20 protein-coding genes, 1 tRNA gene and 1 other RNA gene are annotated in these 22,768 nt (G+C 73.3%); 18 read left to right on the forward strand and 4 right to left on the reverse strand.

The window, feature by feature from the left end:
* The first annotated feature begins 90 nt into the window (after nt 1-90).
* The 6 genes from prfB to ACQ452_RS05140 all read left to right on the forward strand — a co-directional run bounded on the left by prfB (nt 91) and on the right by ACQ452_RS05140 (nt 5,140).
* Nucleotides 91-1,212 carry a peptide chain release factor 2 gene (gene prfB, locus ACQ452_RS05115; protein ID WP_433390326.1) on the forward strand — a complete coding sequence of 374 codons (1,122 nt, stop codon included), beginning with the start codon at nt 91-93 and terminating at the stop codon, nt 1,210-1,212.
* 117 nt (nt 1,213-1,329) lie between these two features.
* Nucleotides 1,330-2,010, forward strand: coding sequence for a cell division ATP-binding protein FtsE (gene ftsE / locus ACQ452_RS05120; RefSeq protein ID WP_091622236.1), 681 nt, complete (start codon nt 1,330-1,332; stop codon nt 2,008-2,010).
* A gap of 65 nt (nt 2,011-2,075) precedes the next feature.
* Nucleotides 2,076-2,951: a permease-like cell division protein FtsX gene (gene ftsX / locus ACQ452_RS05125; RefSeq protein ID WP_433390329.1), complete on the forward strand. Its 876-nt coding sequence runs from the start codon at nt 2,076-2,078 to the stop codon at nt 2,949-2,951.
* A gap of 138 nt (nt 2,952-3,089) precedes the next feature.
* A complete protein-coding gene (smpB, locus tag ACQ452_RS05130) occupies nt 3,090-3,569 on the forward strand; it encodes an SsrA-binding protein SmpB (protein ID WP_433390331.1) in 480 nt (159 codons plus the stop codon).
* Between the two features lie 105 nt (nt 3,570-3,674).
* Nucleotides 3,675-4,050, forward strand: a transfer-messenger RNA (tmRNA) gene (ssrA, locus tag ACQ452_RS05135).
* A 121-nt stretch (nt 4,051-4,171) separates the two neighbouring features.
* The gene (locus ACQ452_RS05140; protein WP_433390334.1) at nt 4,172-5,140 is read left to right on the forward strand and encodes a hypothetical protein; all 969 of its coding nucleotides are present in this window, start codon (nt 4,172-4,174) and stop codon (nt 5,138-5,140) included.
* Nucleotides 5,141-5,152: 12 nt separating this feature from the next.
* Here ACQ452_RS05140 and mdlC read toward each other — a convergent pair whose 3' ends face one another.
* Nucleotides 5,153-6,748, reverse strand: coding sequence for a benzoylformate decarboxylase (gene mdlC, locus ACQ452_RS05145; protein ID WP_433390336.1), 1,596 nt, complete (start codon nt 6,746-6,748; stop codon nt 5,153-5,155).
* 110 nt (nt 6,749-6,858) lie between these two features.
* A complete protein-coding gene (locus tag ACQ452_RS05150) occupies nt 6,859-7,662 on the reverse strand; it encodes an S-methyl-5'-thioadenosine phosphorylase (protein WP_433390338.1) in 804 nt (267 codons plus the stop codon).
* Between the two features lie 151 nt (nt 7,663-7,813).
* On the opposite strand from ACQ452_RS05150, the gene ACQ452_RS05155 reads away from it, so the two are divergent.
* Both ACQ452_RS05155 and ACQ452_RS05160 read left to right on the forward strand, forming a co-directional pair.
* On the forward strand, nt 7,814-8,404 hold the full coding sequence (locus ACQ452_RS05155) for a YqgE/AlgH family protein (protein WP_433390339.1): 591 nt from the start codon (nt 7,814-7,816) through the stop codon (nt 8,402-8,404).
* Between the two features lie 91 nt (nt 8,405-8,495).
* Nucleotides 8,496-8,568 (forward strand) — tRNA-Ala (locus ACQ452_RS05160).
* Nucleotides 8,569-8,655: 87 nt separating this feature from the next.
* Here ACQ452_RS05160 and ACQ452_RS05165 read toward each other — a convergent pair.
* Nucleotides 8,656-9,018, reverse strand: coding sequence for a hypothetical protein (locus ACQ452_RS05165; protein ID WP_433390342.1), 363 nt, complete (start codon nt 9,016-9,018; stop codon nt 8,656-8,658).
* A 152-nt stretch (nt 9,019-9,170) separates the two neighbouring features.
* On the opposite strand from ACQ452_RS05165, the gene ACQ452_RS05170 reads away from it, so the two are divergent.
* Entirely contained in the window at nt 9,171-9,287 is a 117-nt protein-coding gene (locus ACQ452_RS05170) for a hypothetical protein (protein WP_433390345.1), read from the forward strand.
* On the opposite strand, the gene ACQ452_RS05175 is transcribed toward ACQ452_RS05170, so the two are convergent.
* Nucleotides 9,242-9,997, reverse strand: coding sequence for an SDR family NAD(P)-dependent oxidoreductase (locus ACQ452_RS05175; protein ID WP_433393990.1), 756 nt, complete (start codon nt 9,995-9,997; stop codon nt 9,242-9,244). The genes ACQ452_RS05170 and ACQ452_RS05175 overlap by 46 nt on opposite strands.
* A 396-nt stretch (nt 9,998-10,393) precedes the next feature.
* Between ACQ452_RS05175 and ACQ452_RS05180 the strand changes: the two genes are divergently transcribed.
* The 9 genes from ACQ452_RS05180 (at nt 10,394) to ACQ452_RS05220 (ending at nt 22,747) form a co-directional block, all read left to right on the forward strand.
* Entirely contained in the window at nt 10,394-10,774 is a 381-nt protein-coding gene (locus ACQ452_RS05180; protein ID WP_433390346.1) for a hypothetical protein, read from the forward strand.
* A complete protein-coding gene (locus ACQ452_RS05185) occupies nt 10,774-14,358 on the forward strand; it encodes a caspase, EACC1-associated type (protein WP_433390348.1) in 3,585 nt (1,194 codons plus the stop codon). Before ACQ452_RS05180 ends, ACQ452_RS05185 begins: the two co-directional genes overlap by 1 nt.
* A 123-nt stretch (nt 14,359-14,481) precedes the next feature.
* Nucleotides 14,482-15,450, forward strand: a complete 969-nt coding sequence (locus ACQ452_RS05190; protein WP_433390350.1) for an aldo/keto reductase — start codon at nt 14,482-14,484, stop codon at nt 15,448-15,450.
* Between the two features lie 139 nt (nt 15,451-15,589).
* Nucleotides 15,590-16,834, forward strand: coding sequence for a sensor histidine kinase (locus ACQ452_RS05195; RefSeq protein WP_433390352.1), 1,245 nt, complete (start codon nt 15,590-15,592; stop codon nt 16,832-16,834).
* The gene (locus ACQ452_RS05200; protein WP_433390355.1) at nt 16,831-17,499 is read left to right on the forward strand and encodes a response regulator transcription factor; all 669 of its coding nucleotides are present in this window, start codon (nt 16,831-16,833) and stop codon (nt 17,497-17,499) included. The genes ACQ452_RS05195 and ACQ452_RS05200 overlap by 4 nt, the downstream gene beginning before the upstream one ends.
* A 77-nt stretch (nt 17,500-17,576) precedes the next feature.
* Nucleotides 17,577-18,653 (forward strand): hypothetical protein, encoded by a 1,077-nt coding sequence (locus tag ACQ452_RS05205; RefSeq protein ID WP_433390357.1) that lies wholly within the window; start codon nt 17,577-17,579, stop codon nt 18,651-18,653.
* Between the two features lie 61 nt (nt 18,654-18,714).
* Entirely contained in the window at nt 18,715-20,205 is a 1,491-nt protein-coding gene (locus tag ACQ452_RS05210; RefSeq protein ID WP_433390358.1) for a magnesium chelatase, read from the forward strand.
* A gap of 2 nt (nt 20,206-20,207) precedes the next feature.
* Nucleotides 20,208-22,163 (forward strand): VWA domain-containing protein, encoded by a 1,956-nt coding sequence (locus ACQ452_RS05215; protein ID WP_433390360.1) that lies wholly within the window; start codon nt 20,208-20,210, stop codon nt 22,161-22,163.
* 119 nt (nt 22,164-22,282) lie between these two features.
* Nucleotides 22,283-22,747: a hypothetical protein gene (locus ACQ452_RS05220; RefSeq protein WP_433390362.1), complete on the forward strand. Its 465-nt coding sequence runs from the start codon at nt 22,283-22,285 to the stop codon at nt 22,745-22,747.
* Nucleotides 22,748-22,768: the final 21 nt, after the last annotated feature.

Genomic DNA, 22,768 nt, shown 5'->3' on the forward strand with positions numbered 1-22,768 from the left:
CGCCCCCTCCTCGCGCGGGCGGCATCTTTTCGGCTCGTGACTGCGGGGCTCGCAAGCTCATGTCCCGGACGAGCAGTACCCTTGTCTGTCGTGACCGCTGCCGATTACGCCGAACAGCTCAAGGCCCTTGACACCACCCTGCGCAACATCGAGGCGGTGCTCGACATCGACCGGCTGCACGCGGACAAGGACCGCCTGGAGCAGGAGGCCTCCGCGCCCGACCTGTGGGACGACCAGGCGAAGGCGCAGCAGGTGACCTCGCAGTTGTCGTACGTCAACGGGGAGATCAGCAAGCTCGGCAGCCTCCGCTCGGGGCTCGACGACGCCAAGGTGCTGCTGGAGCTGGCGGAGGCCGAGTCCGACCCGGGGGTGCTCGCCGAGGTCGAGACGGAGATCGCCGGTCTGGGCAAGGCCATCGAGGAGATGGAGGTCCGCACCCTGCTCTCCGGCGAGTACGACTCCCGGGAGGCGCTTGTCGCCATCCGGGCCGGCGCCGGCGGTGTGGACGCGGCGGACTTCGCCGAGATGCTGCTGCGGATGTACCTGCGGTGGGCGGAGCGGCACGGCTACCCGACGGAGGTCTACGAGACCTCCTACGCCGAGGAGGCGGGCCTCAAGTCGGCGACCTTCACGGTCAAGGTGCCCTACGCGTACGGCACGCTCAGTGTCGAGTCGGGCACGCACCGGCTGGTCCGGATCAGCCCCTTCGACAACCAGGGTCGGCGGCAGACCAGCTTCGCCGGCGTCGAGGTCCTGCCGGTGGTGGAGCAGACCGACAGCATCGAGATCCCCGAGAACGAGATGCGGGTCGACGTCTACCGCTCGTCGGGTCCGGGTGGGCAGAGCGTCAACACCACCGACTCGGCCGTGCGGCTCACGCACATCCCGACGGGCATCGTGGTGACCTGCCAGAACGAGAAGTCGCAGTTGCAGAACAAGGCGTCCGCCCTGCGGGTGCTCCAGGCCCGGCTGCTGGAGCGCAAGCGGCAGGAGGAGCAGGCCAAGATGCAGGGCCTCAAGACGGACGCCGCCGGCTCGTGGGGCGACCAGATGCGCTCGTACGTGCTGCACCCGTACCAGATGGTGAAGGACCTTCGGACCGAGCAGGAGACGGGCAACCCGACGGCGGTCTTCGATGGGGACCTGGACAAGTTCCTCCAGGCGGGTATCCGGTGGCGCAAGCAGCGCCAGCTTGCCGGCGACGCTGCGTGATCGATTGTGGTCGGAGCGCTTCATCGATCTTCCGGTACGCCCGATTTCGATGACTCGCCTCGCAACGGTGGGGCGTGGGGCTTGGCTCCCCCGTTACACCGCGTAGACTCACCACCCGTGATTCAGCTTGAGCAAGTGACGAAGACGTACCCGAAGGCGTCCCGGCCTTCGCTCGACAACGTGTCCGTCTCGATCGAGAAGGGCGAGTTCGTCTTCTTCATCGGTCCATCCGGCTCCGGCAAGTCCACCATCATCAAGTTGCTGCTGCACGAGGTCGCCCCCAACAAGGGGCGGGTCGTCGTGAACAGCAAGGACGTCACGTCGATGCGTTCCTGGAAGCGACCCCACTTCCGGCGTTCCATCGGCTGCGTGTTCCAGGACTTCCGGCTGCTGCCGAACCGCACCGCCTACGAGAACGTCGCGTTCGCCCTCGAGGTGATCGGCAAGACCAAGGCGGTCGCCCGCCGGGTCGTGCCGGAGGTTCTGGAGCTGGTGGGGCTCGGTGGCAAGGAGCACCGCTACCCGCACGAGCTCTCCGGTGGTGAGCAGCAGCGGGTCGCCGTCGCCCGGGCGTTCGTGAATCGCCCGCTGATCCTGCTGGCGGACGAGCCGACCGGAAACCTGGACCCGGACACCTCGATCGAGATCATGCGCCTACTGGACCGGATCAACCGCACCGGCACGACCGTCGTGATGGTCACGCACGACTCCAACATCGTGAACCAGATGCGCCGTCGGGTCATCGAGATCGAGAGCGGTCGCATCGTGCGCGACCAGGCCCGCGGCGTCTACGGCTGAGCCGACGCCACCCCTGCGCAGCCTGACGACGAACACCTCATGCCGGAGATCCGGAGGAAATCCCGATGCGCGTGAAATACGTCCTGTCCGAGGTACTGGTCGGACTGTGGCGCAACGTGACCATGACCATCGCGATGATCATCACGATGGCGGTCTCGCTGACCATGCTCGGCGCCAGCGGTCTCATGTACCGCCAGGTCGACGACATGAAGGACCTCTACTACAAGAACATCGAGGTTTCGATCTTCCTCACCCAGGAGGTCGCCCCGGCGCAGCGTGAGGGCCTGAACGCCCAGCTGGAGGGCGACCCGCTGGTCAAGGAGGTCGTCTACGTCGACAAGGAGGAGGCGTACAAGCGCTTCCAGGAGATGTTCCAGGACGCCCCCGACCTGCTCAGCGCGGTCAAGGCGGACAGCCTGCCCGAGTCGTTCCGGCTGACGCTGAACAACCCGGAGCAGTACAAGAACATCTACGACCAGTACAAGGACGTCGAGGGCGTCGACGAGATCGTCGACCAGAGCCGGTTGCTCGACAAGATCTTCGACATCCTCACCTCGATCCAGAACATCGCCCTGGCCGCCGCCGTCGTGATGGCCATCGCGGCGCTGCTGCTGGTCGCCAACACGATCCAGGTGGCCGCGTACAGCAAGCGGCGTGAGGTCGCGGTCATGAAGCTGGTCGGCGCCTCGAACTGGTTCATCCAGGCGCCGTTCGTGCTGGAGGCCGTGGTCGCCGGCCTGATCGGCTCGCTGCTCGGCCTGGTGGCCCTGGTCGCGGCGAAGTACCTGCTGTTCGACGGGTCGCTCCAGGCGTTGCAGGGTCTGCTCTCGCCGATCAGCTGGGGCGACATCATGGTGGTGTTCCCGCTGATGGCCGGCATCGGTGGCCTGGTCAGCGCCGCCACCGCCTGGGTCACGCTCCGTTTCTACCTGCGGGTCTGACGCCCGTACGCGACGACGACAGGGCCCTTCCGCGCCGGGAACAAACGGTGCGGGAGGGTCCTTGTCGTTCGGGTAGCATGATCCCCGCCCACGGCCGGTGACGGTCGGGGGCGGATCACCGGAAAGGGGGTGGCGCCGATGCCACGGGAAAAGGGACGCAAGGTCGTCGCCTCCAACAAGAAGGCCCGGCACGACTACGCGATCCTCGACACCTACGAGGCGGGCATGGCGTTGACCGGCACCGAGGTCAAGTCGTTGCGGGCCGGCCGCGCGTCGCTTGTCGACGCGTTCGCGCAGGAGCGCAGCGGCGAGCTCTACCTGCACGGGATGCACATCCCGGAATACACGCAGGGCACGTGGACCAACCACGAGCCCCGGCGGACCCGCAAGCTGCTGCTCAACCGGGCGGAGATCGACCGGCTGCTCGGCAAGACCCGCGAGGGTGGCCTGACCATGGTGCCGTTGCAGGTCTACTTCTCCGACGGCTGGGCGAAGGTGGAGATCGCCCTGGCCAAGGGCAAGAAGTCGTACGACAAGCGGCAGGACCTCGCCAAGCGGGACGCGGACCGGGAGATCGCCCGGGCCCACGGCCGGCGCGGCAAGGGGATGGATGACTGAAATGCCGCTTATGTCCGGGTCGGCGCATCCGACTCGGGCCTCGGGATGAAACCCGTTGCGGCAGGCGTTAGTCTTGTCAGTGCCGCCACATCGGCGGCCTGTCGAGGGGGTGACTGGTTTCGACTTCGTACGCAGCGACAGGGGAAGCGAGCCGAGGAAGCCGACGTCGTCTCGAGAATCGGTCGTCGGAAACTTATAAGCGCCAAGAACAATCGCGCTGACTTCGCTCTCGCCGCCTGAGGCGAGTAGCTGAGTCTGTCGGCCTGGGAACGCCTTCGTCCCAATAGCCGGCATCAGTTAGAAGGCTGGCCAACCGGACCCGGTCGCGGGGTCCGTGCGGTGAGATTAATCAGCGACTGGGCCCGTCACACCAACTTGCTCGCGTGAGCGGTGGGGCCGAGTAGAGGCATAGCGAGCTGCGCTCGGAGAAGCCCTGACAAACCGGCGAAGGACCCGGGTTCGATTCCCGGCACCTCCACCACCAGACGATGCGCCCCGGTCCACCGGACCGGGGCGCATCGTCGTCTCCGGAGCACGAGACGGATCCGGGGCGCAGGACCTGAGCGCGGGAACCGGCGTGGGGGCGCTGGCGTCCAACCGGCATGCGCCGCACCGCCGCCCTGCTGGGCCTTCCGCTGTTGATGATCGTCGTGGGGTGCGACCCGGCCGTCGGCCCGGGCAACGCCGACCCGCGCGACGCCGCCTTCGCCCAGCGGGCCACCGAGGTGGCCGAGGCGTGGCTTCCGGCGCCCACCTGGAACACCGGCTACGTGCCGCTGCAGGACGCCACGGTGCTCCTCGGTAATCCGGGTTTCACCGGGGAGACCGAGACCGCCTTCCGCAGCGGCTGGTACCGCGACCAGGTCGAGCTGCCCGCCACGAAACCCGCCAACGGCACGATCCGGTTCCCGGACGGTACGCGGCTCACCGTCGCGCTGGTCAGCGCCGCCGACGCGTACGGGCAGCTCGACCAGGGCGACCCGCCGCCCTGCGCCGGCCGGCCGCCGGGCCCCGCCCTGCCGGGACCCACCGGCCGTCCCAAGCCGGGCGGTGGCCCCACCATCGCGCCGGGGCCTGACGGCCCGGTGAGCAGCACCCCGCAGAGCACCTGCGTCGCGCTGACGGTCACGGCCGCGAAGCTGGGCACCGCGCCGGTGCGCACCAGCCGGGGCGAGGTCCCGGTGCCGGCGTGGCTGTTCACCGTCGAGGAACTCTCCGCGCCGGTGGCTCGGATCGCCGTGGCACCGCAGTCCGTCACCGACCTGCCCGAGCCGACGCCCCCGGCCGGCCCGGCGCCCGAGGGCATGGTCGGCGCGCAGGACGTCCAGTCCGTGAACGGCACCGAGCTGACCTGGCGGCTCGGCGTGGGCAGCTGCGACACCGCCATCACCCCGCTGGTGCGGGAGTTCGCCGATGTGGTGGTGGTCGGCGGCAGCGTGCTCACCGCCACCGGCGTCTGCAACGCGATGCTGAAACTCGAACCGGTCAGCGCCACGCTGCAGGCGCCGCTGGGCGACCGGCCGGTCCTCGACGTGCTCACCGGCGCGCCGCTGCGGCTCGCGGCGCGCTGACCGGGCGGCGGCTCAGAGGAGGCGGGGCACCTCGGTGCTGACCGGCACCGGCAGCACGGTCGGGCCGTCCGCGCGCAGCCCGGCGGTCAGGGCAGCACCGAACTCCTCGGGGGTCCGCGCGACGGTGGCGGCGCAGCCGTAACCGCGGGCGATGGCGGTGATGTCCAGCCCGGGCAGGTCCAGCCCGGGCACCCCCGGCGTCTCCTTGAACTCGGCGAAGGCCTTCAGGATTGCGTACTGCTGGTTGACCGGCACCACGACGACCAGCGGCAGGCGCAGCCGCGCGGCGGTCCACAGCGCCTGCACCGAGTAGTGGAACGAGCCGTCCCCGATCACCGCGACCACGGGCCGACCGCGGCCGGTGTCGCGCTGCGCGAGCGCGATGCCGACGGCCGCCGGCAGGCCGTACCCGAGACCGCCGCTGGCCATCGTGAAGTAGGAGCCGGGGCGGGTGGCGCGCAGCCGGCGGCGTAGCGCCGGCAGGTTGGACGGCGACTCCTGCACCAGGATCCCGTCGGTGGGCCAGTGCCGCGCCAGGGCCGCGAAGAGCGCGTCCGGGGCCAGCGGCAGCCCCTCCGCCGGCGCCGGCGGCTCGGGGCGGGCCGGTGGCGCCGGCCGGTCCGCCGCCGGCAGCAGGTCGACGAGGGCGGCCAGGGTCAGCCCAGCATCGCCGAGCAGGCTGTCGCCCACCGGAGCGCGGGCCGCCTCGTCCGGGTCGTCGGTGACGTGCAGCAGGCGGGTGCCGGCGGGCAGGTGCTCGCCCGGCACGTGCGGGTAGTAGCGGAACACCGGCGCCCCGACGACCAGCACGGTGTCGTGCCCGGTCAGCGCCTCCGCGAGCGGCCCGATGGCGAAGGGGAGCACCCCCCGGAAGTGCGCGTGGTCCTCCGGGAAGACGGCCCGTTCGGGCGCGGGGGCCGACCAGACCGGCGCGGCGAGCCGCTGCGCCAACGCCACCGCCGCAGGCCAGCCGTCGGCCCGGTCCACGGCCGCGCCGAGCACCAGCGCGGGCGCGCGGCTGGCGGCCAGCACGGCGGCGAACTCGCGTAGCCGGGCCGGGTCGGGCGCGAACCGGGTGGCCACCGTCCGCACCGGCGGCGGCGGGTCGGCGGGCTGCGCCCAGTCGTCGAGGGGCAGGGAGAGGAAGACCGGCCCGGCGGGGGGCTGGACCGCCGTCGCGTACGCCCGCATCAGCGCCGCCGGGACGTCCTGCGCGCGGACCGGCTCGTGGCTCCACTTCACGTACGGCTGGGGCAGTTCGGTGGCCCGCCGGCTGGTCAGCCGGGGCTCCATCAGCAGCATCTCCCGGGTCTGCTGACCGGCCGTGACGATCAGCGGGGTCCGGTTGTGCCACGCGGTGACCAGGTTGCCCATCCCGTTTCCCGTGCCGGGGGCGGTGTGCAGGTTGACGTGCGCCGGCCGGCCCGTGGCCTGCGCGTAGCCGTCCGCCATGCCGACGGCCGACGCCTCGTGCAGGGCGAGCACGTAGTGGAAGTCGTCCGGGAAGTCCCGCAGGAACGGCTCCTCGGTGGAGCCCGGGTTGCCGAAGACGGTGGTCAGGCCGAGGGCACGGAGCAGGTCGTACGTGGTGTCGCGGACCGTTGCCATCAGCTCCCAACCTATCGGGGCGGCTCGGGCATCTCGGGCCTTTTGCGCCGCCCGAGTGGGGCGGGGCCCCTTCCGTCACCCCGGGCGATGGGAGCGCCCCTCCTCGCGCCTCAGGGAAGGGTGAAGGGCAGGGCGATGCCGTCCAGTGCGCGTACACAGGGGCAGTCCCGCTCGGTCGGCAGCGCGGCGACCGCCGCCAGCAGCAGGCCCCGCAGCCGGTCGGTGTTCTCCCCGAAGACCCGGAACACCTCCTCGTGCGTCACCGCCTCGCCGCCCTCCACGCCCGCGTCCAGGTCGGTGACCAGCGCGATCGAGGAATAGCAGAGGGCCAGCTCGCGGGCGAGCACCGCCTCCGGATGACCCGTCATGTTGACCACCGTGCCGCCGATCGAGGCGTACCAGCGTGACTCGGCCCGGGTGGAGAAGCGCGGGCCCTCGACCACCACCATGGTCCCGCCGTCCACCGCCGGCACGTCCCGGCGGGCCGCGGCGGCGAGCAGCGTACGCCGGCCGGCGGGGCAGTACGGGTCGGCGAAGGAGACGTGCACCGCGCCCCGGTCGTAGTAGGTCTGCGCCCGCCCGCTGGTGCGGTCGATCAGCTGGTCCGGCACCACGAAGGTGCCCGGACCCAGCTCCGGCCGCAGGCCGCCCACGGCGCACGGGGCGAGCACCTGGCGTACGCCGAGGGAACGCAGCGCCCAGAGGTTGGCCCGGTAGGGGATCAGGTGCGGCGGGTGGCGGTGGTCGCGGCCGTGGCGGGGCAGGAACGCCACCCGCCGGCCGTCCACCTCGGCGATGGTGACGGCGTCGGAGGGCGGCCCGTACGGCGTCTCCACCTCGTGTTCGGTGGCGCCGTCCAGCAGCGCGTAGAGCCCCGAGCCACCGATCACCGCGAGTTCCGCCGTGGGACCCATCGATCCTCCCTCGTGTCCGTCGATCAACCGCCCGTCAGACCTTAGCCACCGCCCGGGGGGCAGGCTATGGTGCCAGGCATGGCGTTGACAGCGCGGATGACCCCGACGTCCCAGGCCGTCCCGATCCGGTTGGTCTGACGGGGTGTCCGGCATGCAGGGAGAGGGGCGGGCGATCGGCGGGCGGGCGACGGAGTCGATGGCCGGACGGCTGCTGGTCGCGACGCCGGCGCTGAAGGACCCGAACTTCGACCGCACGGTGGTGCTGCTGGTGGCCCACGAGCCCGGCGGCGCCCTCGGCGTGGTGCTGAACCGGGCCACCGAGGTGCCGGTCGCCGACGTGCTCGGCGACTGGAGCGACCTGGCCCGCGACCCGGCCGTGCTCTTCGAGGGTGGGCCCGTGCAGCCCGACTCGGCGATCTGCCTGGCCCGGATGCGCCACCCGGTGCAGCGGATCAGAGGGTTCCACCAGGTCTCCGGGGCGGTCGGCACCCTCGACCTCTCCGTCGACCCGGGGCGGATGCGGGAGGGCATCACCGGCATTCGGGTCTTCGCCGGCTATTCGGGGTGGGGCACCGGGCAGTTGGAGCAGGAGATCGAGGACGGCTCCTGGTTCCTGCTGGACGCGCTGCCCGGCGACGCCTTCGTCGACCGGCCGGACGACCTGTGGCCGATGGTGCTGCGCCGTCAGGGCGGGATGATGGCGGCGGTCGCGCACTTTCCGCCGGACGTGGCGCTCAACTGAGCCGGCTGGCGGCGGGACCCCCGCGAGATGACCATGCCGCGAGCGCTGTGTATAGTTCTCTCCGTGCCCGGGAGACCGGGGACGACAGCAGGGGGCCGTGGCGCAGCTGGTAGCGCACCACACTGGCAGTGTGGGGGTCAGGGGTTCGAGTCCCCTCGGCTCCACCCTGAAGTAGCAGGTCAAGGGCCTGTCCGCCGTTAGTGGCGGGCAGGCCCTTGATCATTTGACCCCCCGTTCGACCGGAACGGGGCCTACTGGCCCGGCCCGACCGGTTGTGTGACGGCTGTCATGCCGAAGGGTGCCGCACCCGCACTGAGCTGCACGATCGGCTTGGCAAGGGCTCGCTCGTGAAAGGCCGAGGTCAGCCCCATCCGACCAGCCGGCGGCGGTCCTGGCGTGACGGGAACGGTGATCCATCGGAGCAGGACGTGGCAGATCGGGTAGAGCAGGGCCCCGTCGAGGTGGTGGCAGAACATCGCACCGAGGTATGACGGACCGCCCCACGCGTTGCGGACGAAGTTCGGGTCCAGCCCGGCGAAGACCTGCTGCCCGATGCGCCAGGCCATGAACACCTCCAGCAGTACGAGGAGGGCGACAGCCAGGCAGCGCGGCACACTCAGAAGGTCGAAGTCGGACCGGAACGTCGCTCTGATCCGGCTTGCGATCGGGCGTCCGAGCGGTGCGAAGATCACCGTACGGCCGAGCGGGCTGCGGCGGATAGTCGAACGCGGAGATTGCTGATCACTTCGTCGTTAGCCTCCACACCGTGAAGACCCATGTGAGCCGGTTGCTGGTCAAACTGTCGGCCCGCGACCGGGCACAACTCGTCGCGTGCGCCTACGACTGCGGCCCAGTGGTGCCCGGCGCATGCACGACGGGCTGATCGCCTCCCCACATTTCCACCACCGACCCGCCGGCTCCCTCCCGGATGAGGTCCATGACGACGGCGACGACCTCGGCCGGCGGGATCAGCGGGCGGGACGCTGCACGTTCGCCAGCGCTCATGCGCGCCCACTGCGCCTCTGCTCGTTTCAGACCGATCCAGTCTGGAGCTACGCACATCATCCGCACCCCATGGCTGCTCGCCAACCCTGCCAGACTGGCGGTGAAGCGGATCAGACCAGCCTTCGCGGCCCCGTACTCCGGCGAGCCGTAGGGCTCGAACCCGATGCCACCGCTGGATGCGATATTGATGATGGCACCACCGCCCTGTTCCCGCATGGGCTCCAGAACGAGCTGACTGAGCAGCATCGGGGCGGTCAGGTTAAGACTGATCGTCGCGGCCCACTCGGCGGGCTCGGCCTGCGGATACTGTCTGTGCGGAGTCCAGCCACCAGCGTTGTTGATGAGCACACTGGGTCCACCGAGGGCTTGTGCGGCCGTCAGGATGCGGTTCATGGCAGCCGGCTCTCGTACGTCGCCACCTACGGCCCGTGCCGGCATTCCGCTCGCCTCGATCGCGCGGCCACACTCCTCGGCGGCCCGCTCATCGGTATCGGATACGACGATGGCGTAACCGGCTTCGGCGAGGCCAAGCGCAATCTCGCGCCCCAATCCGTTGCCGGCGCCGGTAACGACTGCGGTTCGGGCCATGGTCACGATCTCTCCGAGGTTGCCTGCTCCATCTCGGCTCGTCCTACCCGCAGCCTGTCCGTCTGACACCCGAGCAGTCGCCGTCGACCGGTGGCCGGTTCGGCGCACCTCGTTGGTTCTGACCGGGTGTCCGGATCTGCCGCGTGCGTGGCGGCTCGGGGCTGCGATCGGTCCGGTCCCGTAGCGCGTGCTGCCAGGAATCGGCCGCTGCTCACCACACGGTGCCGGCGCGGGGCCCCCGCGACAGGTTCCCGCCAGCGCGCGACGACCGGCCCGTTCCGGGCGTCGTTCGGTGCCACGAGTCCTCTTTGGATGAGCGATCGGAAAGCCGACAGAGATGGGCGCGCACCCTGCCGCCTCCGTAGCCTCGTCAGCACCGCAAACCGAGGAGGTCGGGTGGCCCACGTCCACATCCGGATCGACGTCACGCCGCTCGACGACGACGACGAGTTCGTTCTCGGCCAGCTCACCGACGACCTGGCGGACGACCTGCGCGAGGTCGGCGAGGTCGAGCGCGTCGCACGTCCCGCCACGGACCCGGTCGCCAAGGGCGTCGGCGAGCTGGTGCTCGGCGCGGTGACCGTGCTGGCGGGCACCGATCCCGGCCACGTGCAGGCCCTGGTCGACGTGGTGCTGGCCTTCCTGCAACGCCACAACGGGCGGCGGGTGCACCTGCGGGTCGGCGACATCGAGCTGACCATCGACCGGCCCACCCGCAGCCAGACCGACGAGCTGATCAGAACGGTGCAGGCCGCGGTCGAACGGTCCCGCCACTGATGGGTCGGCACGCCCTGCTGCTCGGTACGGCCACCTGTGACGCCGACCCCCAGCTTCAGCCCCTGCCCTCGGTACGACAGGACGTGGCGCAGCTCAAGGCGCTGCTCGACGGCGCGGGCGAGTTCGACTCCGTACGCGCGGAGCCGGACCTGCCGGCGGCCCGCCTGCGGCAGACGGTCGAGGAGTTCTACGGTGCCCGGCGCAACGGCGACCTGGCGTTGCTCTACTACTCCGGCCACGGGGTGCTGCACGACGACGGGCAGTCGCTGTTCCTGGCCACCACCGACACGGTCTGCGGCCAGCTCCACGCGACCGCCTTCGACACCGACGGCACGCTGCGTCACCTGCTCAACAACACCAAGGCCAGCCAGAAGGTGGTGCTCCTCGACTGCTGCTTCTCCGGCGCGTTCACGGCCCGGCACCGCTTCCGTGGCGGGGTGCGCGAGGAGCCGCGCCGCACCAGGCGTGAGCGCGGCACCTTCATCCTGACCTCCAGCACCCACATGAAGGCCTCGAAGGCGCAGGGCGCGGACCAGCCGTCGATCTTCACGGAGGTGCTCCTCGCCGGCCTGCGGGGCGCGGCCGAGGGGACGGCCGACGACGGCTGGATCACCACCAACGACCTCTCCCGGTACGTGCTGACCGAGATGGCCCGTCGCCGTCAGCACAATCCCGTCGAGTCCAGTGAGGGGGTCACCGAGCCGATCCGGCTGGCGACGGTGCCGGGCTCCGCCGCGGCCGCCGCCGCCGGTCAGGTCGCGCCCGTCCGGACGGGTCCCTCCGACGAGGCGCCCTTCGACGCCGACCAGTGGCGCCGCCTGATCACCTACTACGTCAACTGCATGCGGCGCTCCACGACGCTGCAGTCCCTCATCGATCCCCGCGCCGGCGGCACGTACGTCGCGGCGTCGGCCGGCGCCGAGCCGGTCTTCACCGCGCAGCGGCCCGGCCGGCTGCACGGGGTGGCCGCGAGACTCGCCGCGCGGGCGCGCGCCGACGGCAGGGAGATGCAGTACGGCTACCCGGTCGTCGCCGTGCGGCCCGGTCGGCAGCAGCCCCTGCGGCTCGCCCCGCTGCTGGTCTGCGACGTCACCGTCGGCGCGGACGACGTCCCGCACGCCTCCTTCCCGCCGCGCCCCAGCCCCGCGCTCGTCGACCTGTTCCAGCTCTCGCAGGTCGAAGGCGACGAACTGGCGCAGCGCGTCGAGCAGGCCTTCGCACCCGGTGACCCCGCCGCCCTGGTCGCCACCGTCGACGTGCTCATGAAGACGCTCGGGCTCGACCCGGTCGTCGAACTCGACCCGGCGGCGCTGGTCGGCACCATCCGGCCGGGACCTGTGAACGGGGTGCAGAACGCGGCCGTCCTCTACACCGTCGACGCGGGCGACTCACCGCAGCGGCAACTCGTCGACGACCTGCGGGGCATGGCCAGGAATCCGAGGCTCATCGAGCGCACGGCCCTCGGCGCGCTGGCGCTGCGCCCCGACGAGGCGGGTCCGGCGTCGGTCGTGACGGTGGCGCTGAGCGCGGCGAACGAGGCGCAGGAGGAGATCATCCAGGCGGCGATGTCGCAGCCGTTGACCGTCGCCCAGGGGCCGCCGGGCACCGGCAAGAGCCAACTGGTCACCGCCCTGCTGTCCACCGCCACCGCCGCCGGCCAGAGCGTGCTGATCGGCTCCACCAGCAACCAGGCCGTCGACTCGGTACTCGACCGGGTCGCCGACCTGATCGGTCCGGGCCTGCTGGTGCGTACGGGCAACAAGGAACACCGGCTGCAGGAGCCGAAGCACGTCGCCGACATCCTCGCCGCCTATCCGCCCACCGGGCACGCCACGACGCCGGACGACCGGACCCCGCTGCACGAGCTACGGCTGCTGGCCGAGGAGGCCGCCCAACTCCGGGCGGCGCTGGACGAGCGGCGGCTGCTCGAACGCGACCTCGCCGACCTGGCCGCCACGCGCGACGACCAGCCGGAGGCCGGGGCGACGCCGCTGCCGGCCGACGACACGGCCCTCGCGCAGCTCGTCCACCTCACCGACCGGGCGCTCGGCAGCACGTGGTTCGGGTGGTGGTACCGGTGGCGGCTGCGGTCGTACGGGGTCGTGGACCGCGCGGCCGTCGAGACGCTCGCCGAGCGGGCCGTACTCGAACTGCGCTGGCGGGAACGACGACAGCGCCTCGCCGCCCTGCCCGACGCCGACACCTGCTGGCGGCGGCTGGTCGACCTGATCGGCACCGAGCGACCCGCCCGCAGCGCCGAGTTGTTGCGGGCGCAGATCGCCCGCCGGGTGGCGGTGGGAGCGAGACTCCTGCAGGACCGGGCCGACGAGATGGCGAAGCCGCAGGCGGACAGCTGGTCCTACTTTCCCGAGCTGCTGCGGGTGCTGCCGGGCTGGGCGGTGACCGCGCTCTCCGCCCGGCGGCTGCGCAGCAGCCCCGCGCTGTACGACCTCGTGGTCATCGACGAGGCGGCGCAGTGCACCATTCCCGCGATCCTGCCCATGCTCTACCGGGCCAAGCGGGCGCTGATCATCGGTGATCCGCGCCAGCTCGCGCCGGTCGTGGACCTGCCCGAGGCCGACGACGTCACCGAGCGGGCCCGGGCCGAACTGGGCACCGGATGGCTGACCACCCGGCGGCTGACCTACACGGGCCACTCCGCGTACGACGCGTTCGCCGCCGCCGCCGGCGCGGCGCACCTCCTCGACGAGCACTACCGGTGCCACCCCGACATCGTCGAGGTGCCGAACCGGGAGGTGTACCAGAGCCGGCTCACCGTGCTGACGGACCCGGCCCGGCTGGCCGCCCCGGCCGAGGCGGCGGTGCGGTGGCGTGACGTACCCGGCAGGTTCGACCCGGGGGAGACCGGTTCCGGCCGCAACGACGTCGAGGCCGCCGAGGTCGTCGCCGAGGTGGCGCACCTGCGGGCGGCGCATCCCGACGCGTCCATCGGGGTGGTCACGCCGCTCGCCGCGCACCAGCGGCGCCTCGCCGCGGCCCTGCGCGCCGCCGGGCTCACCGAGAATCTGCTCTGCGCCACCATCCACAGGTTCCAGGGCAGCGAGCGGGACATCATGGTCGTCTCGCCGGTCGGCGCGCACGGGATCCCGGACCGCACCCGGGGTTGGCTCGTGCACCAGACCAACCTGTGGAACGTCGCCATCACCCGGGCCCGGTCCCAGCTCGTCGTGGTCGGCGACCGTTCGTGGTGGTCGGGTCAGCGCGGGCTGCTCACCGCCCTGGCCCGCGGCCCCGGCGGCACCGCCGCCGGGACGGCGACCGCTGCCGGGCCGGCCGACCGGCTGCACCGCGCCCTACGGAACGCCGGCCTCACCGTCCGGCGTGACGTCGCCCTGGCCGGCCGGCGGGCCGACATGGTGGTGCGGCACGCGGACGTCGAGCTGGCCGTCGTCGTCGACGACCCGGCGGGCGATCCCGACGGCCGGCGGCTGCGCAAGGTGCTCGCGCATCTCGACGTCGTCGGCGGCCTCCAGCCTGTCCGTCGGGTACCGGCCTGGCGTGCCCTGGCCGAGCCGGGGCAGGTGGCGGCGGAGTTGGCCGACGAGCTGCGCCGGCCGCGGTAGGAGCAACCGCCAGCGGCGCCGCGCCGGCCGCGCCCGGTGCGCGCGTGGCGGCGGGCCGGGTCGCTCCTCGGCGTCCCGGCGCGAACGGGTCTGGCGCGACGGGCACCGGGGTAGTTTCGGGGGATGCGTTTCGTCCCGATCGACACCCCCAAGCCCCTGTCCAAGATCGGCCTCGGCACCTGGCAGTTCGGCTCCAAGGAGTGGGGCTACGGCCCCGAGTACGAGCACCGGGCCGCCGACATCGTCCGGCGCGCCGTCGACCTGGGCATCACCGTCTTCGACACCGCCGAGCTGTACGGCTTCGGCCGCAGCGAGCGCATCCTCGGCGAGGCGCTCGGCGGCGACCGGCAGAAGGTCGTGCTCGCCACGAAGATCCTCCCGATCCTGCCGATCGCCCCGGTGGTGCAGCAGCGGGCGGTCGCCTCGGCCGTCCGGCTCGGCGTCGGCCACCTCGACCTCTACCAGGTGCACCAGGCCAACCCGCTGGTCGCCGACCACACCACCATGCGCGGCATGCGCGCGTTGCAGGACGTCGGGCTGGTCGGCGAGGTCGGCGTCAGCAACTACAGCCTGCGCCGCTGGCAGGTCGCCGAGGCGGCGCTCGGCCGGCGGGTGCTGAGCAACCAGGTCCGCTACAGCATGATCGACCGTGGGCCCGAACACGACCTGCTGCCGTACGCGAAGCAGACCGGTCGGGTTGTCATCGCGTACAGCCCGCTCGCCCAGGGCTTCCTCTCCGGGCGATACGACGCGAAGAACCCGCCGAGCGGGGCGGTACGCCGGGCCAACCCGTACTTCCTGCCGGAGAACCTGGAACGCGGCGCGGCGCTCATCGAGACGCTGCGGCAGGTGGCCGACGCGCACGACGCCACCTGCAGCCAGATCGCGCTGGCCTACCTGCTGCGCCACCCGAACGTGCTGGCCATCCCCGGTGCCTCCGGCGTGGAGCAGGTCGAACGCAACGCGGCGGCGGCCGACATCGACCTCACCGACGACGAGTACGCCGCGCTCGCCGGCGCGGCCCGGGAGTTCCGCCCGATCACGGGGCTCGCGGCGGCGCCCCGGCTGCTCCGGGCCCGGGTCCGGAGCTGACCTGAGCGGCGGCGGGGGAGCCGCGCCACCGCCGAGCCGGACGCCGGGCACCGGGCGTCGTCGCGGCACTCCGGCGGAGGCGCCGATCTCCCCGACGCGGGGGAGTCGGCGCGGGGTGTGACCGGGACAGAATGGACGGGTGAAGCCCCGCACGGTCCTCGCGCCGCTGGTGGCCGGCAGCACCTGGCGGCGCGGCGTGTTCCTGCTGCTCGGCGGGGTGCTCGTGCTGCCGTACGTGCTGCTGGCGGTGGCCTTCGCCCAGATGCTGACCCGGTCGGCGGTGCCCCGGCCACTGGTGCTGGCCCTGCTCGGCGTCGCGGCGACCATCGCGGCGGCACCGATCTTCCTCGACGGCCCCCGCGCGTTGGAGATCGCCGCCGCGCGGGCTCTGCTCGGCGTCGACCTGCCGGACCCGGCGCCCGGGCACGCCGTCGACCGGGAGACCCGGCTGCGCTCGGCGCTCTGGATCGGGCTGCACCTGGTCAGCGGCGGACTGGTGGTGGCCGCCCTGTTCAGCGCCGTGCCGATGGCGCTGGCCCTCATCGGGCAGCAGTTCGGCCTCGACACCGGAATGACCGGCGGCGACCGGCGCGGGCCATTCGACGGGCGGGACACCGGCTGGCTGACCCTCGCCGGCGTCGTCGTGCTGGTGGCACTCGGCTACGCCGTGGCCGGGCTGGGTGCGCTGGCGGTGTCGATGGCCCCGGTGCTGCTCGGCCCGGCCCAGGCGGAACGGATCGCGGCCCTGGAGGCGCGCACCACCCGGCTCGCCGCACGCAACCGGCTGGCCCGGGAGCTGCACGACTCGGTGGGTCACGCCCTCACCGTCGCCACCCTCCAGGCCGGGGCCGCCCGCGAGCTGCTCGACCGGGACCCGGAGTTCGTCCGGCGCGCGCTGGGCGCGATCGAGGAGGCCGGGCGGACCGCGATGGATGACCTGGACCACGTGCTGGGCCTGCTCCGCGAGCCCGACGCCCGGCGGGCCGCGCCGGCGCCGCAGCGTACGCTCGCCGACCTGGACCGGCTGGTGGCCGACACCCGCGCGGCCGGCCTGCCGGTCGACGCCCGGCGCACCGGCGACCCGGCCGACCTGCCGGCGGCGGTCTCCCGGGAGGGCTACCGGATCGTCCAGGAGGGGCTGACCAACGCGACCCGGTACGGCCGGGGACCGGTCACGCTGCGCCTCGACGTGCACGCCGACGCGCTGGAGCTGGAACTGGTGAACGCGGTGGGCCGGCGCCGCCGCGCCGACCCGGGACGGGGCGGCCGGGGCCTCGACGGGATGCGGGAGCGGGTGCTGCTGCTCGGCGGCCGGCTGACCGTCGGGCCGGCCGGTGACCGCTGGTGTATCCGGGTGCGACTGCCGTTCGGGAGGACCCCATGACGACAGGCACCGCGACGACGACGGGGGTGCTGATCGTCGACGACGACGAGCTGATCCGGATCGGGCTGCGGGCCATCCTCGACGCCCAGCCCGACCTGCGGGTGCTCGGCGAGGCCACCGACGGCGCGGAGGTGCCGCCGCTGGTCGCCCGGCTGCGCCCCCGCGTGGTGCTGATGGACGTGCGGATGCCCCGCATCGACGGCATCCAGGCCACCCGGCGGCTGCTCGCCACCTCCGCCGACCCGCCCCGGGTGCTGGTGGTCACCACCTTCGAGAACGACGAGTACGTCTACGACGCGCTCCGCGCCGGGGCCAGCGGATTCCTGCTCAAACGGGCCCGGCCCGCCGAGGTGGTGGAGGCGGTCCGGGTGGTCGCGCGGGGCGAGTCGCTGCTCTTCCCCGCCGCCATCCGCCGCCTCGCCGGGGCGTACGGGGGGCGGGGCGCCGACCGGCTGGTGGCCGCCCGGCTCACCGACCGGGAGGCCGAGGTGCTCCGGCTGATGACCACCGGACTGTCCAACCCGGAGATCGCCGCGCACCTCGTGGTCGGGGTGGAGACCGTGAAGACCCACGTCGGCAACGTACTGGCCAAGCTCGGCGTCCGCGACCGCACCCAGGCGGTGATCGCGGCGTACGAGTCGGGGTTCGTCACCCCGTCGGGCTGAACGTTCCCTCCCGCGGGGGAGCCGGTTCACCGCCGCACGGGAGGGCGTACGCGGCCCGTCGACCGAGGCTGGGAAGCATGACGACTACCACCGCTCCCACCCACCGCACGGCCCCGGGCCGGCCGGACCGGCTCGCCCCGCTGGCCGCCGGCTGGCTCGGCCTCTGGGGCCTGCTCGCCCTGCTCTGCGCCGGCACCGGCGCCGGCTACCCGTTCGGGACGAACGATCCGCGCGGCGGCGAGGCCAACCTGCTCCGGCTGGTCCCGACCGACGTCGGACCACCCCTGTTCGCCGCGCTGCTGCTCGGCGCCGCGGTGGCCGCGCTCGCCATGACCGGGCCGGCCCGCCGCCCGGCCCGGCCGCTGCGCAGCCTGCTGCTGGCGTACGCCTGGACGGTCGCCTTCCTGCTCGGCGTCGTCGTGCCGGACGTGGAGGTGCTGACCATCCTCGGCTACACCCCGATCCTGATCGTCGGCGCGCCGTTCGGCTGGCCGCCGGTGGACCACGCCGACGTGTTCACCTGGGCGCTGTTCGCCCGGTTCGCGGCCGTGGTCGGCGGGGTGCTGCTGGCCGGGGCGGTGCTGCGTTGGCAGCGGCGCACCGCCGACGCCTGCCCGGCGTGCGGGCGCGACGGCACCGACCACGGCCGGACCACGCCCGCCTCGGCGGCCCGCTGGGGGCGCGTGGCGGCCTGGACGGCGGCCACCATCCCCGCCCTGTACGCGGTCACCCGGCTCGCCTGGGCGGTCGGCGTCCCGCTCGGCATCGACCGGTCGTTCCTCGACGAGATGCGCGAGTCCGGGCTGGTCTGGGCGGGCGCCGGGCTGGGCGGCTTCGCCCTGGTGGGCGCCGTCCTCACCCTCGGGCTGGTGCAGCGGTGGGGGGAACGGTTCCCGCGCTGGATGGTGGGCCTGGCCGGGCGGCCGGTGCCGGTCCGGCTGGCCGTCGTCCCGGCGACGCTGGTCGCGGTGGCGGTCACCGCGGCGAGCCTCGGCCTGCTCTCCGCCCCCGGCTTCTGGGACTTCTCCGACGGGCTCAGCCTGGCCACCGCGCCGATGCTGCTCTGGCCGGTCTGGGGCGTCGCGCTCGGCGCCGCCACGTACGCGTACCACCTGCGCCGCCGGGGCGCCTGCCGGCGTTGCGGGCGCGGCTGACCCGTACCCCGGCGGGGGTGCCCGGTCGACGGACCGGGCGCCCCCGCTTCCGTGAGCTAGCGTGGGTCGGGTGACTGCGCCTTCCCCGGTTACCCCGGACCCTCCGGCCGACCTGCCCGGCACGCTCGGCGAGCTGCGGTCGGCCGGTTACGCGTACCGCACGGTCAAGCAGGAACTCCGCGAGAACCTCCTGGCCCGGATGCGGTCCGGCGCCGACCGCTTCCCCGGCATCGTCGGCTACGACGACACGGTGCTGCCCGAGGTCGAGCGGGCCCTGCTCGCCGGGCACGACATGGTGCTGCTCGGTGAGCGGGGGCAGGGCAAGACCCGGCTCATCCGCTCGCTCGTGGGCCTGCTCGACGAGTGGACCCCGGTGATCGCCGGTTCCGTGCTCAACGAGCACCCGCTGCACCCGCTCACCCCGGGCTCGCGGGCGCTGGTCGCCGAGGTCGGCGACGCGCTGCCGGTGGCGTGGCTGCACCGCTCGATGCGGTACGGCGAGAAGCTGGCCACCCCCGACACGAGCGTCGGCGACCTGATCGGCGACGTCGACCCGATCCGGATCGCCCAGGGGCGCACCCTCGGCGACCCGGAGACCATCCACTTCGGCCTCGTCCCGCGCACCAACCGGGGCATCTTCGCCGTGAACGAGCTGCCCGACCTGGCCGAGCGGATCCAGGTGGCGCTGCTCAACGTGCTGGAGGAGCGGGACATCCAGGTCCGCGGCTACCAGCTTCGGCTGCCGCTGGACCTCTTCCTGGTGGCCAGCGCCAACCCGGAGGACTACACCAACCGGGGTCGGATCATCTCCCCGCTCAAGGACCGGTTCGGCGCCGAGGTCCGCACCCACTACCCGGTCGACCTCGACCTGGAGCTGGCCCTGATCCGGCAGGAGGCCGACCTGGTCGCCGAGGTGCCGGAACACGTGCTGGAGGTGCTCGCCCGGTTCGCCCGGGCCGTGCGCGACTCGCCGTCGGTGGACCAGCGCTCCGGGGTCTCGGCCCGCTTCGCCATCGCCGCCGCCGAGACGGTCGCCGCCGCCGCGCTGCGCCGCGCCGGCCTGCTCGCCGGCGGGAGCGCGCCCGCCACGCCGCAGGGCGACGGGCGGGCGCCCGTCCCGACCCCGGAGGCACCGGTGGCGCGGGTGGGGGACGCGGTGTCGGTGACCTCGACGCTGCGCGGGAAGGTGGAGTTCGAGAGCGGGGAGGAGGGGCGGGAGGCCGAGATCCTCGGTCACCTCCTGCGGACCGCGACCGCCGAGACGTTCCGGTCCCGGCTGTCCGGGCTGGACCTGTCCGGCTTCACCGCCCTGGTGGACGCCGACGCGGTGGTCGAGACGGGGGAGCTGGTCGGCTCCGCCGAGCTGCTGCGCCAGGTGGGCACCGTCCCCGGGCTGGCCAAGGCGCTGGACCGGCTCGGGCTGGGCGACGCTCCCAGCCCCGGGCAGGCCGCAGCCGGCGTGGAGTTCGTCCTGGAGGGGCTGCACCTGACCCGCCGGCTCGGCAAGGACGTCACCGACTCCGGCCGGACCCGCTACGGCGGCCGGGCCTGAGCATGGCCGGCAACCGGTTCCGGTACGGGCAGTGGCGCGGCGGCCCCGACCCGCTCGCGCCCCCGTACGACGTGCGGGCGGCCGTGGACGCCGTCGGTGCCGAGGTGCTCGCCGGCGGCAGCCTCCGGGAGGCGCTGCGGGACCTGCTGCGGCAGGGCCCCCGGGGGCGCGGCGGCCTGGACGACCTCGCCGCCCGGGCCAGGCGGCTGCGCCGCGAGGCGTTGCGCCGGGGCGACCTGGACGGGGCGCTCACCCGGGCCCGGGCCCTGCTCGACCAGACGCTCGCCGCCGAGCGGGACGAGTTGCGCGGGCGCGCCGACGACGACGCGCGGTTCGCCGAGGCGGTGCTGGACAACCTGCCCCGCTCGACCGCCCGGGCGGTGGAGGAACTGGCCGGTTACCGGTGGAGCAGCGACGAGGCCCGCCGGACGTACCAGCGGATCCTCGACGGGCTGCGCGACGACGTGCTCGGCCAGCGCTTCGCCGGGCTGCGCGAGGCGGTACGCGCCTCGGCGGACCCGGGCGCGCAGCAGCGGCTGGCCGAGATGATGCGGGACCTGAACGACCTGCTCGGCCGGCATGCCCGGTCCGAGGACACCACGGACGCCTTCGCGGAGTTCATGCGCCGGCACGGCGAGTTCTTCCCGGAGCAGCCGGCCGACGTCGACGAGCTGATCGACGTGCTGGCCCGCCGGTCGGCCGCCGGTGAGCGGCTGATGCGGTCGCTCTCCGACCGGCAGCGCGACGAACTGGCCGACCTGATGCGGCAGTCGCTCGGCGAGCGGCTCGCGGGCGAGCTGTCCGCGTTGGACGCCAACCTTCGCGGGCTCCGTCCCGACCTGCACCGCGGGCCGGGTGAGCGGGTGCGCGGCGAGCGGTCGCTCGGCTACGGCGAGGCCGCCGGCGCGCTCGGCGAGATCGCCGAGCTGGACGACCTGCTGGACCAGCTCGACCAGGAACATCCGGGCGCCACCCTGGACGACGTGGACGTCGACGCGGTGGCCCGGACGCTGGGCCGCGACGCCGCCGACGACGTACGCCGGCTGCGGGAGCTGGAGCGGGAGCTGCGCCGGCAGGGCTGGGTGAGCCGCGACGCCGAGGGGTTGACGTTGAGCCCGAAGGCGCTGCGCCGGCTCGGCGGCACGGCGCTGCGGCAGGTCTTCGCCGACCTGACCGCCGGGCCGCGCGGCGCGCACGACCTGCGTTCGGCGGGGGCCGCCGGCGAGGTCAGCGGCGGCTCCCGGCGGTGGGAGTACGGCGACGAGCAACCCCTCGACGTGGTGCGGACGCTGACCCGGGCCGTCCGCCGCGCCGGGTCGGGCGTGCCGGTGCGGCTGGCCGTCGAGGACTTCGAGGTGGTGGAGACCGAGCGGCGGGCCTCGGCGGCGGTGGCGCTCTGCGTCGACCTCTCCTACTCGATGATCTCGCAGGGCCGGTGGGGCCCGATGAAGCAGACGGCGTTGGCGTTGGCGCACCTGATGGCCACCCGGTTTCCCCAGGACGCGTTGCAGATCGTCGGTTTTGGCCTGGAGGCGCTGCCGCTGACCCAGCGGGAGCTGGCCGCCGCCGAGCCCGACCTGCGGCAGGGCACGAACCTCCAGCACGCGCTGCGGCTGGCGGCCCGGCATCTGCGGCGGCATCCGGACGCCGAGCCGGTGGTGCTGGTGGTCACCGACGGGGAGCCGACCGCCCACCTGGACCCGGACGACGGCGAGGCGCTGTTCCACTGGCCGCCGCTGCCGGAGACGATCGACGCGACGGTACGCGAGGTGGACCGCCTCACCCGCCACGGCGCCACCCTCAACCTGTTCATGCTCGGTGACGATCCCGGCCTGCGTCGCTTCGTCGACGCGGTGGCCCGCCGCTCGAAGGGCCGCATGTTCACCCCCGACCTGGAGGACCTCGGCGAGTACGTGGTCTCCGACTACCTCCGCACCCGGCAGCCCCGCCGGCGCTGACCTCGCCGATCGGCGACGCCGGCTGCCGGTGGCCCCGCGCGTTGCGCCCCGCCCCTTCCGGGTGAACCGGGCGGGGGAACGCCCGGTCCGGCGGCGGGCGCCGGGATTCACTGGGGGGCATGGACGGCGGGGCGTTGCGCAGGGCGTACGCGGAGGTGCTCGCGGAGGTCGACGCGGGTGGGTTCGGGGCGCCGCCGGCCGGGCGGCTCAGCGCCGAGCAGATCGTCGCCCACCTCGCCGTCAACGACGAGTTGATGATCGAGGCGACCGAGGCGGTCGTCGCCGGTTCCCCGTTCGCGTACTACGACCTGGAGGCGGTCCACCGCCCGCAGGTGGACGCGCTGGTCGCCGAGTACGGTGGGCTGGCCGGGCTGACCACCCTGCTGCGGGGCACCAGTGAGCGGCTCTGTGGGCTGGTCGACGGGCTCAGTGCGGCGGCGCAGACCCCGGTCGAGACCCACCTACGGGAGGGTTTCGACCTGATCGTCGACGAGCCGTTGCCCTGGGGGCGCACCCTCGACCTGCACGCCCGCGTCCACCTGCCGAAGCACCTGGCCCAGCTGCGGACGCTGCGCGCCGGCTGAGGTGGGCGCCCATGGGGTGCG

Source organism: Micromonospora sp. KLBMP9576, from assembly GCF_050941805.1.
Taxonomy (GTDB): domain Bacteria; phylum Actinomycetota; class Actinomycetes; order Mycobacteriales; family Micromonosporaceae; genus Micromonospora.

Coding starts and splice junctions, on each gene's coding strand:
- ACQ452_RS05205 (WP_433390357.1), top strand. CDS start 17,577: ATGACGACTACCACCGCTCCCACCCACCGCACGGCCCCGGGCCGGCCG.
- ftsX (WP_433390329.1), top strand. CDS start 2,076: ATGCGCGTGAAATACGTCCTGTCCGAGGTACTGGTCGGACTGTGGCGC.
- ACQ452_RS05140 (WP_433390334.1), top strand. CDS start 4,172: ATGCGCCGCACCGCCGCCCTGCTGGGCCTTCCGCTGTTGATGATCGTC.
- ACQ452_RS05190 (WP_433390350.1), top strand. CDS start 14,482: ATGCGTTTCGTCCCGATCGACACCCCCAAGCCCCTGTCCAAGATCGGC.
- smpB (WP_433390331.1), top strand. CDS start 3,090: ATGCCACGGGAAAAGGGACGCAAGGTCGTCGCCTCCAACAAGAAGGCC.
- ACQ452_RS05185 (WP_433390348.1), top strand. CDS start 10,774: ATGGGTCGGCACGCCCTGCTGCTCGGTACGGCCACCTGTGACGCCGAC.
- ACQ452_RS05175 (WP_433393990.1), bottom strand. CDS start 9,997: ATGGCCCGAACCGCAGTCGTTACCGGCGCCGGCAACGGATTGGGGCGC.
- ACQ452_RS05200 (WP_433390355.1), top strand. CDS start 16,831: ATGACGACAGGCACCGCGACGACGACGGGGGTGCTGATCGTCGACGAC.
- ACQ452_RS05155 (WP_433390339.1), top strand. CDS start 7,814: ATGCAGGGAGAGGGGCGGGCGATCGGCGGGCGGGCGACGGAGTCGATG.
- mdlC (WP_433390336.1), bottom strand. CDS start 6,748: ATGGCAACGGTCCGCGACACCACGTACGACCTGCTCCGTGCCCTCGGC.
- ACQ452_RS05215 (WP_433390360.1), top strand. CDS start 20,208: ATGGCCGGCAACCGGTTCCGGTACGGGCAGTGGCGCGGCGGCCCCGAC.
- ACQ452_RS05220 (WP_433390362.1), top strand. CDS start 22,283: ATGGACGGCGGGGCGTTGCGCAGGGCGTACGCGGAGGTGCTCGCGGAG.
- ACQ452_RS05150 (WP_433390338.1), bottom strand. CDS start 7,662: ATGGGTCCCACGGCGGAACTCGCGGTGATCGGTGGCTCGGGGCTCTAC.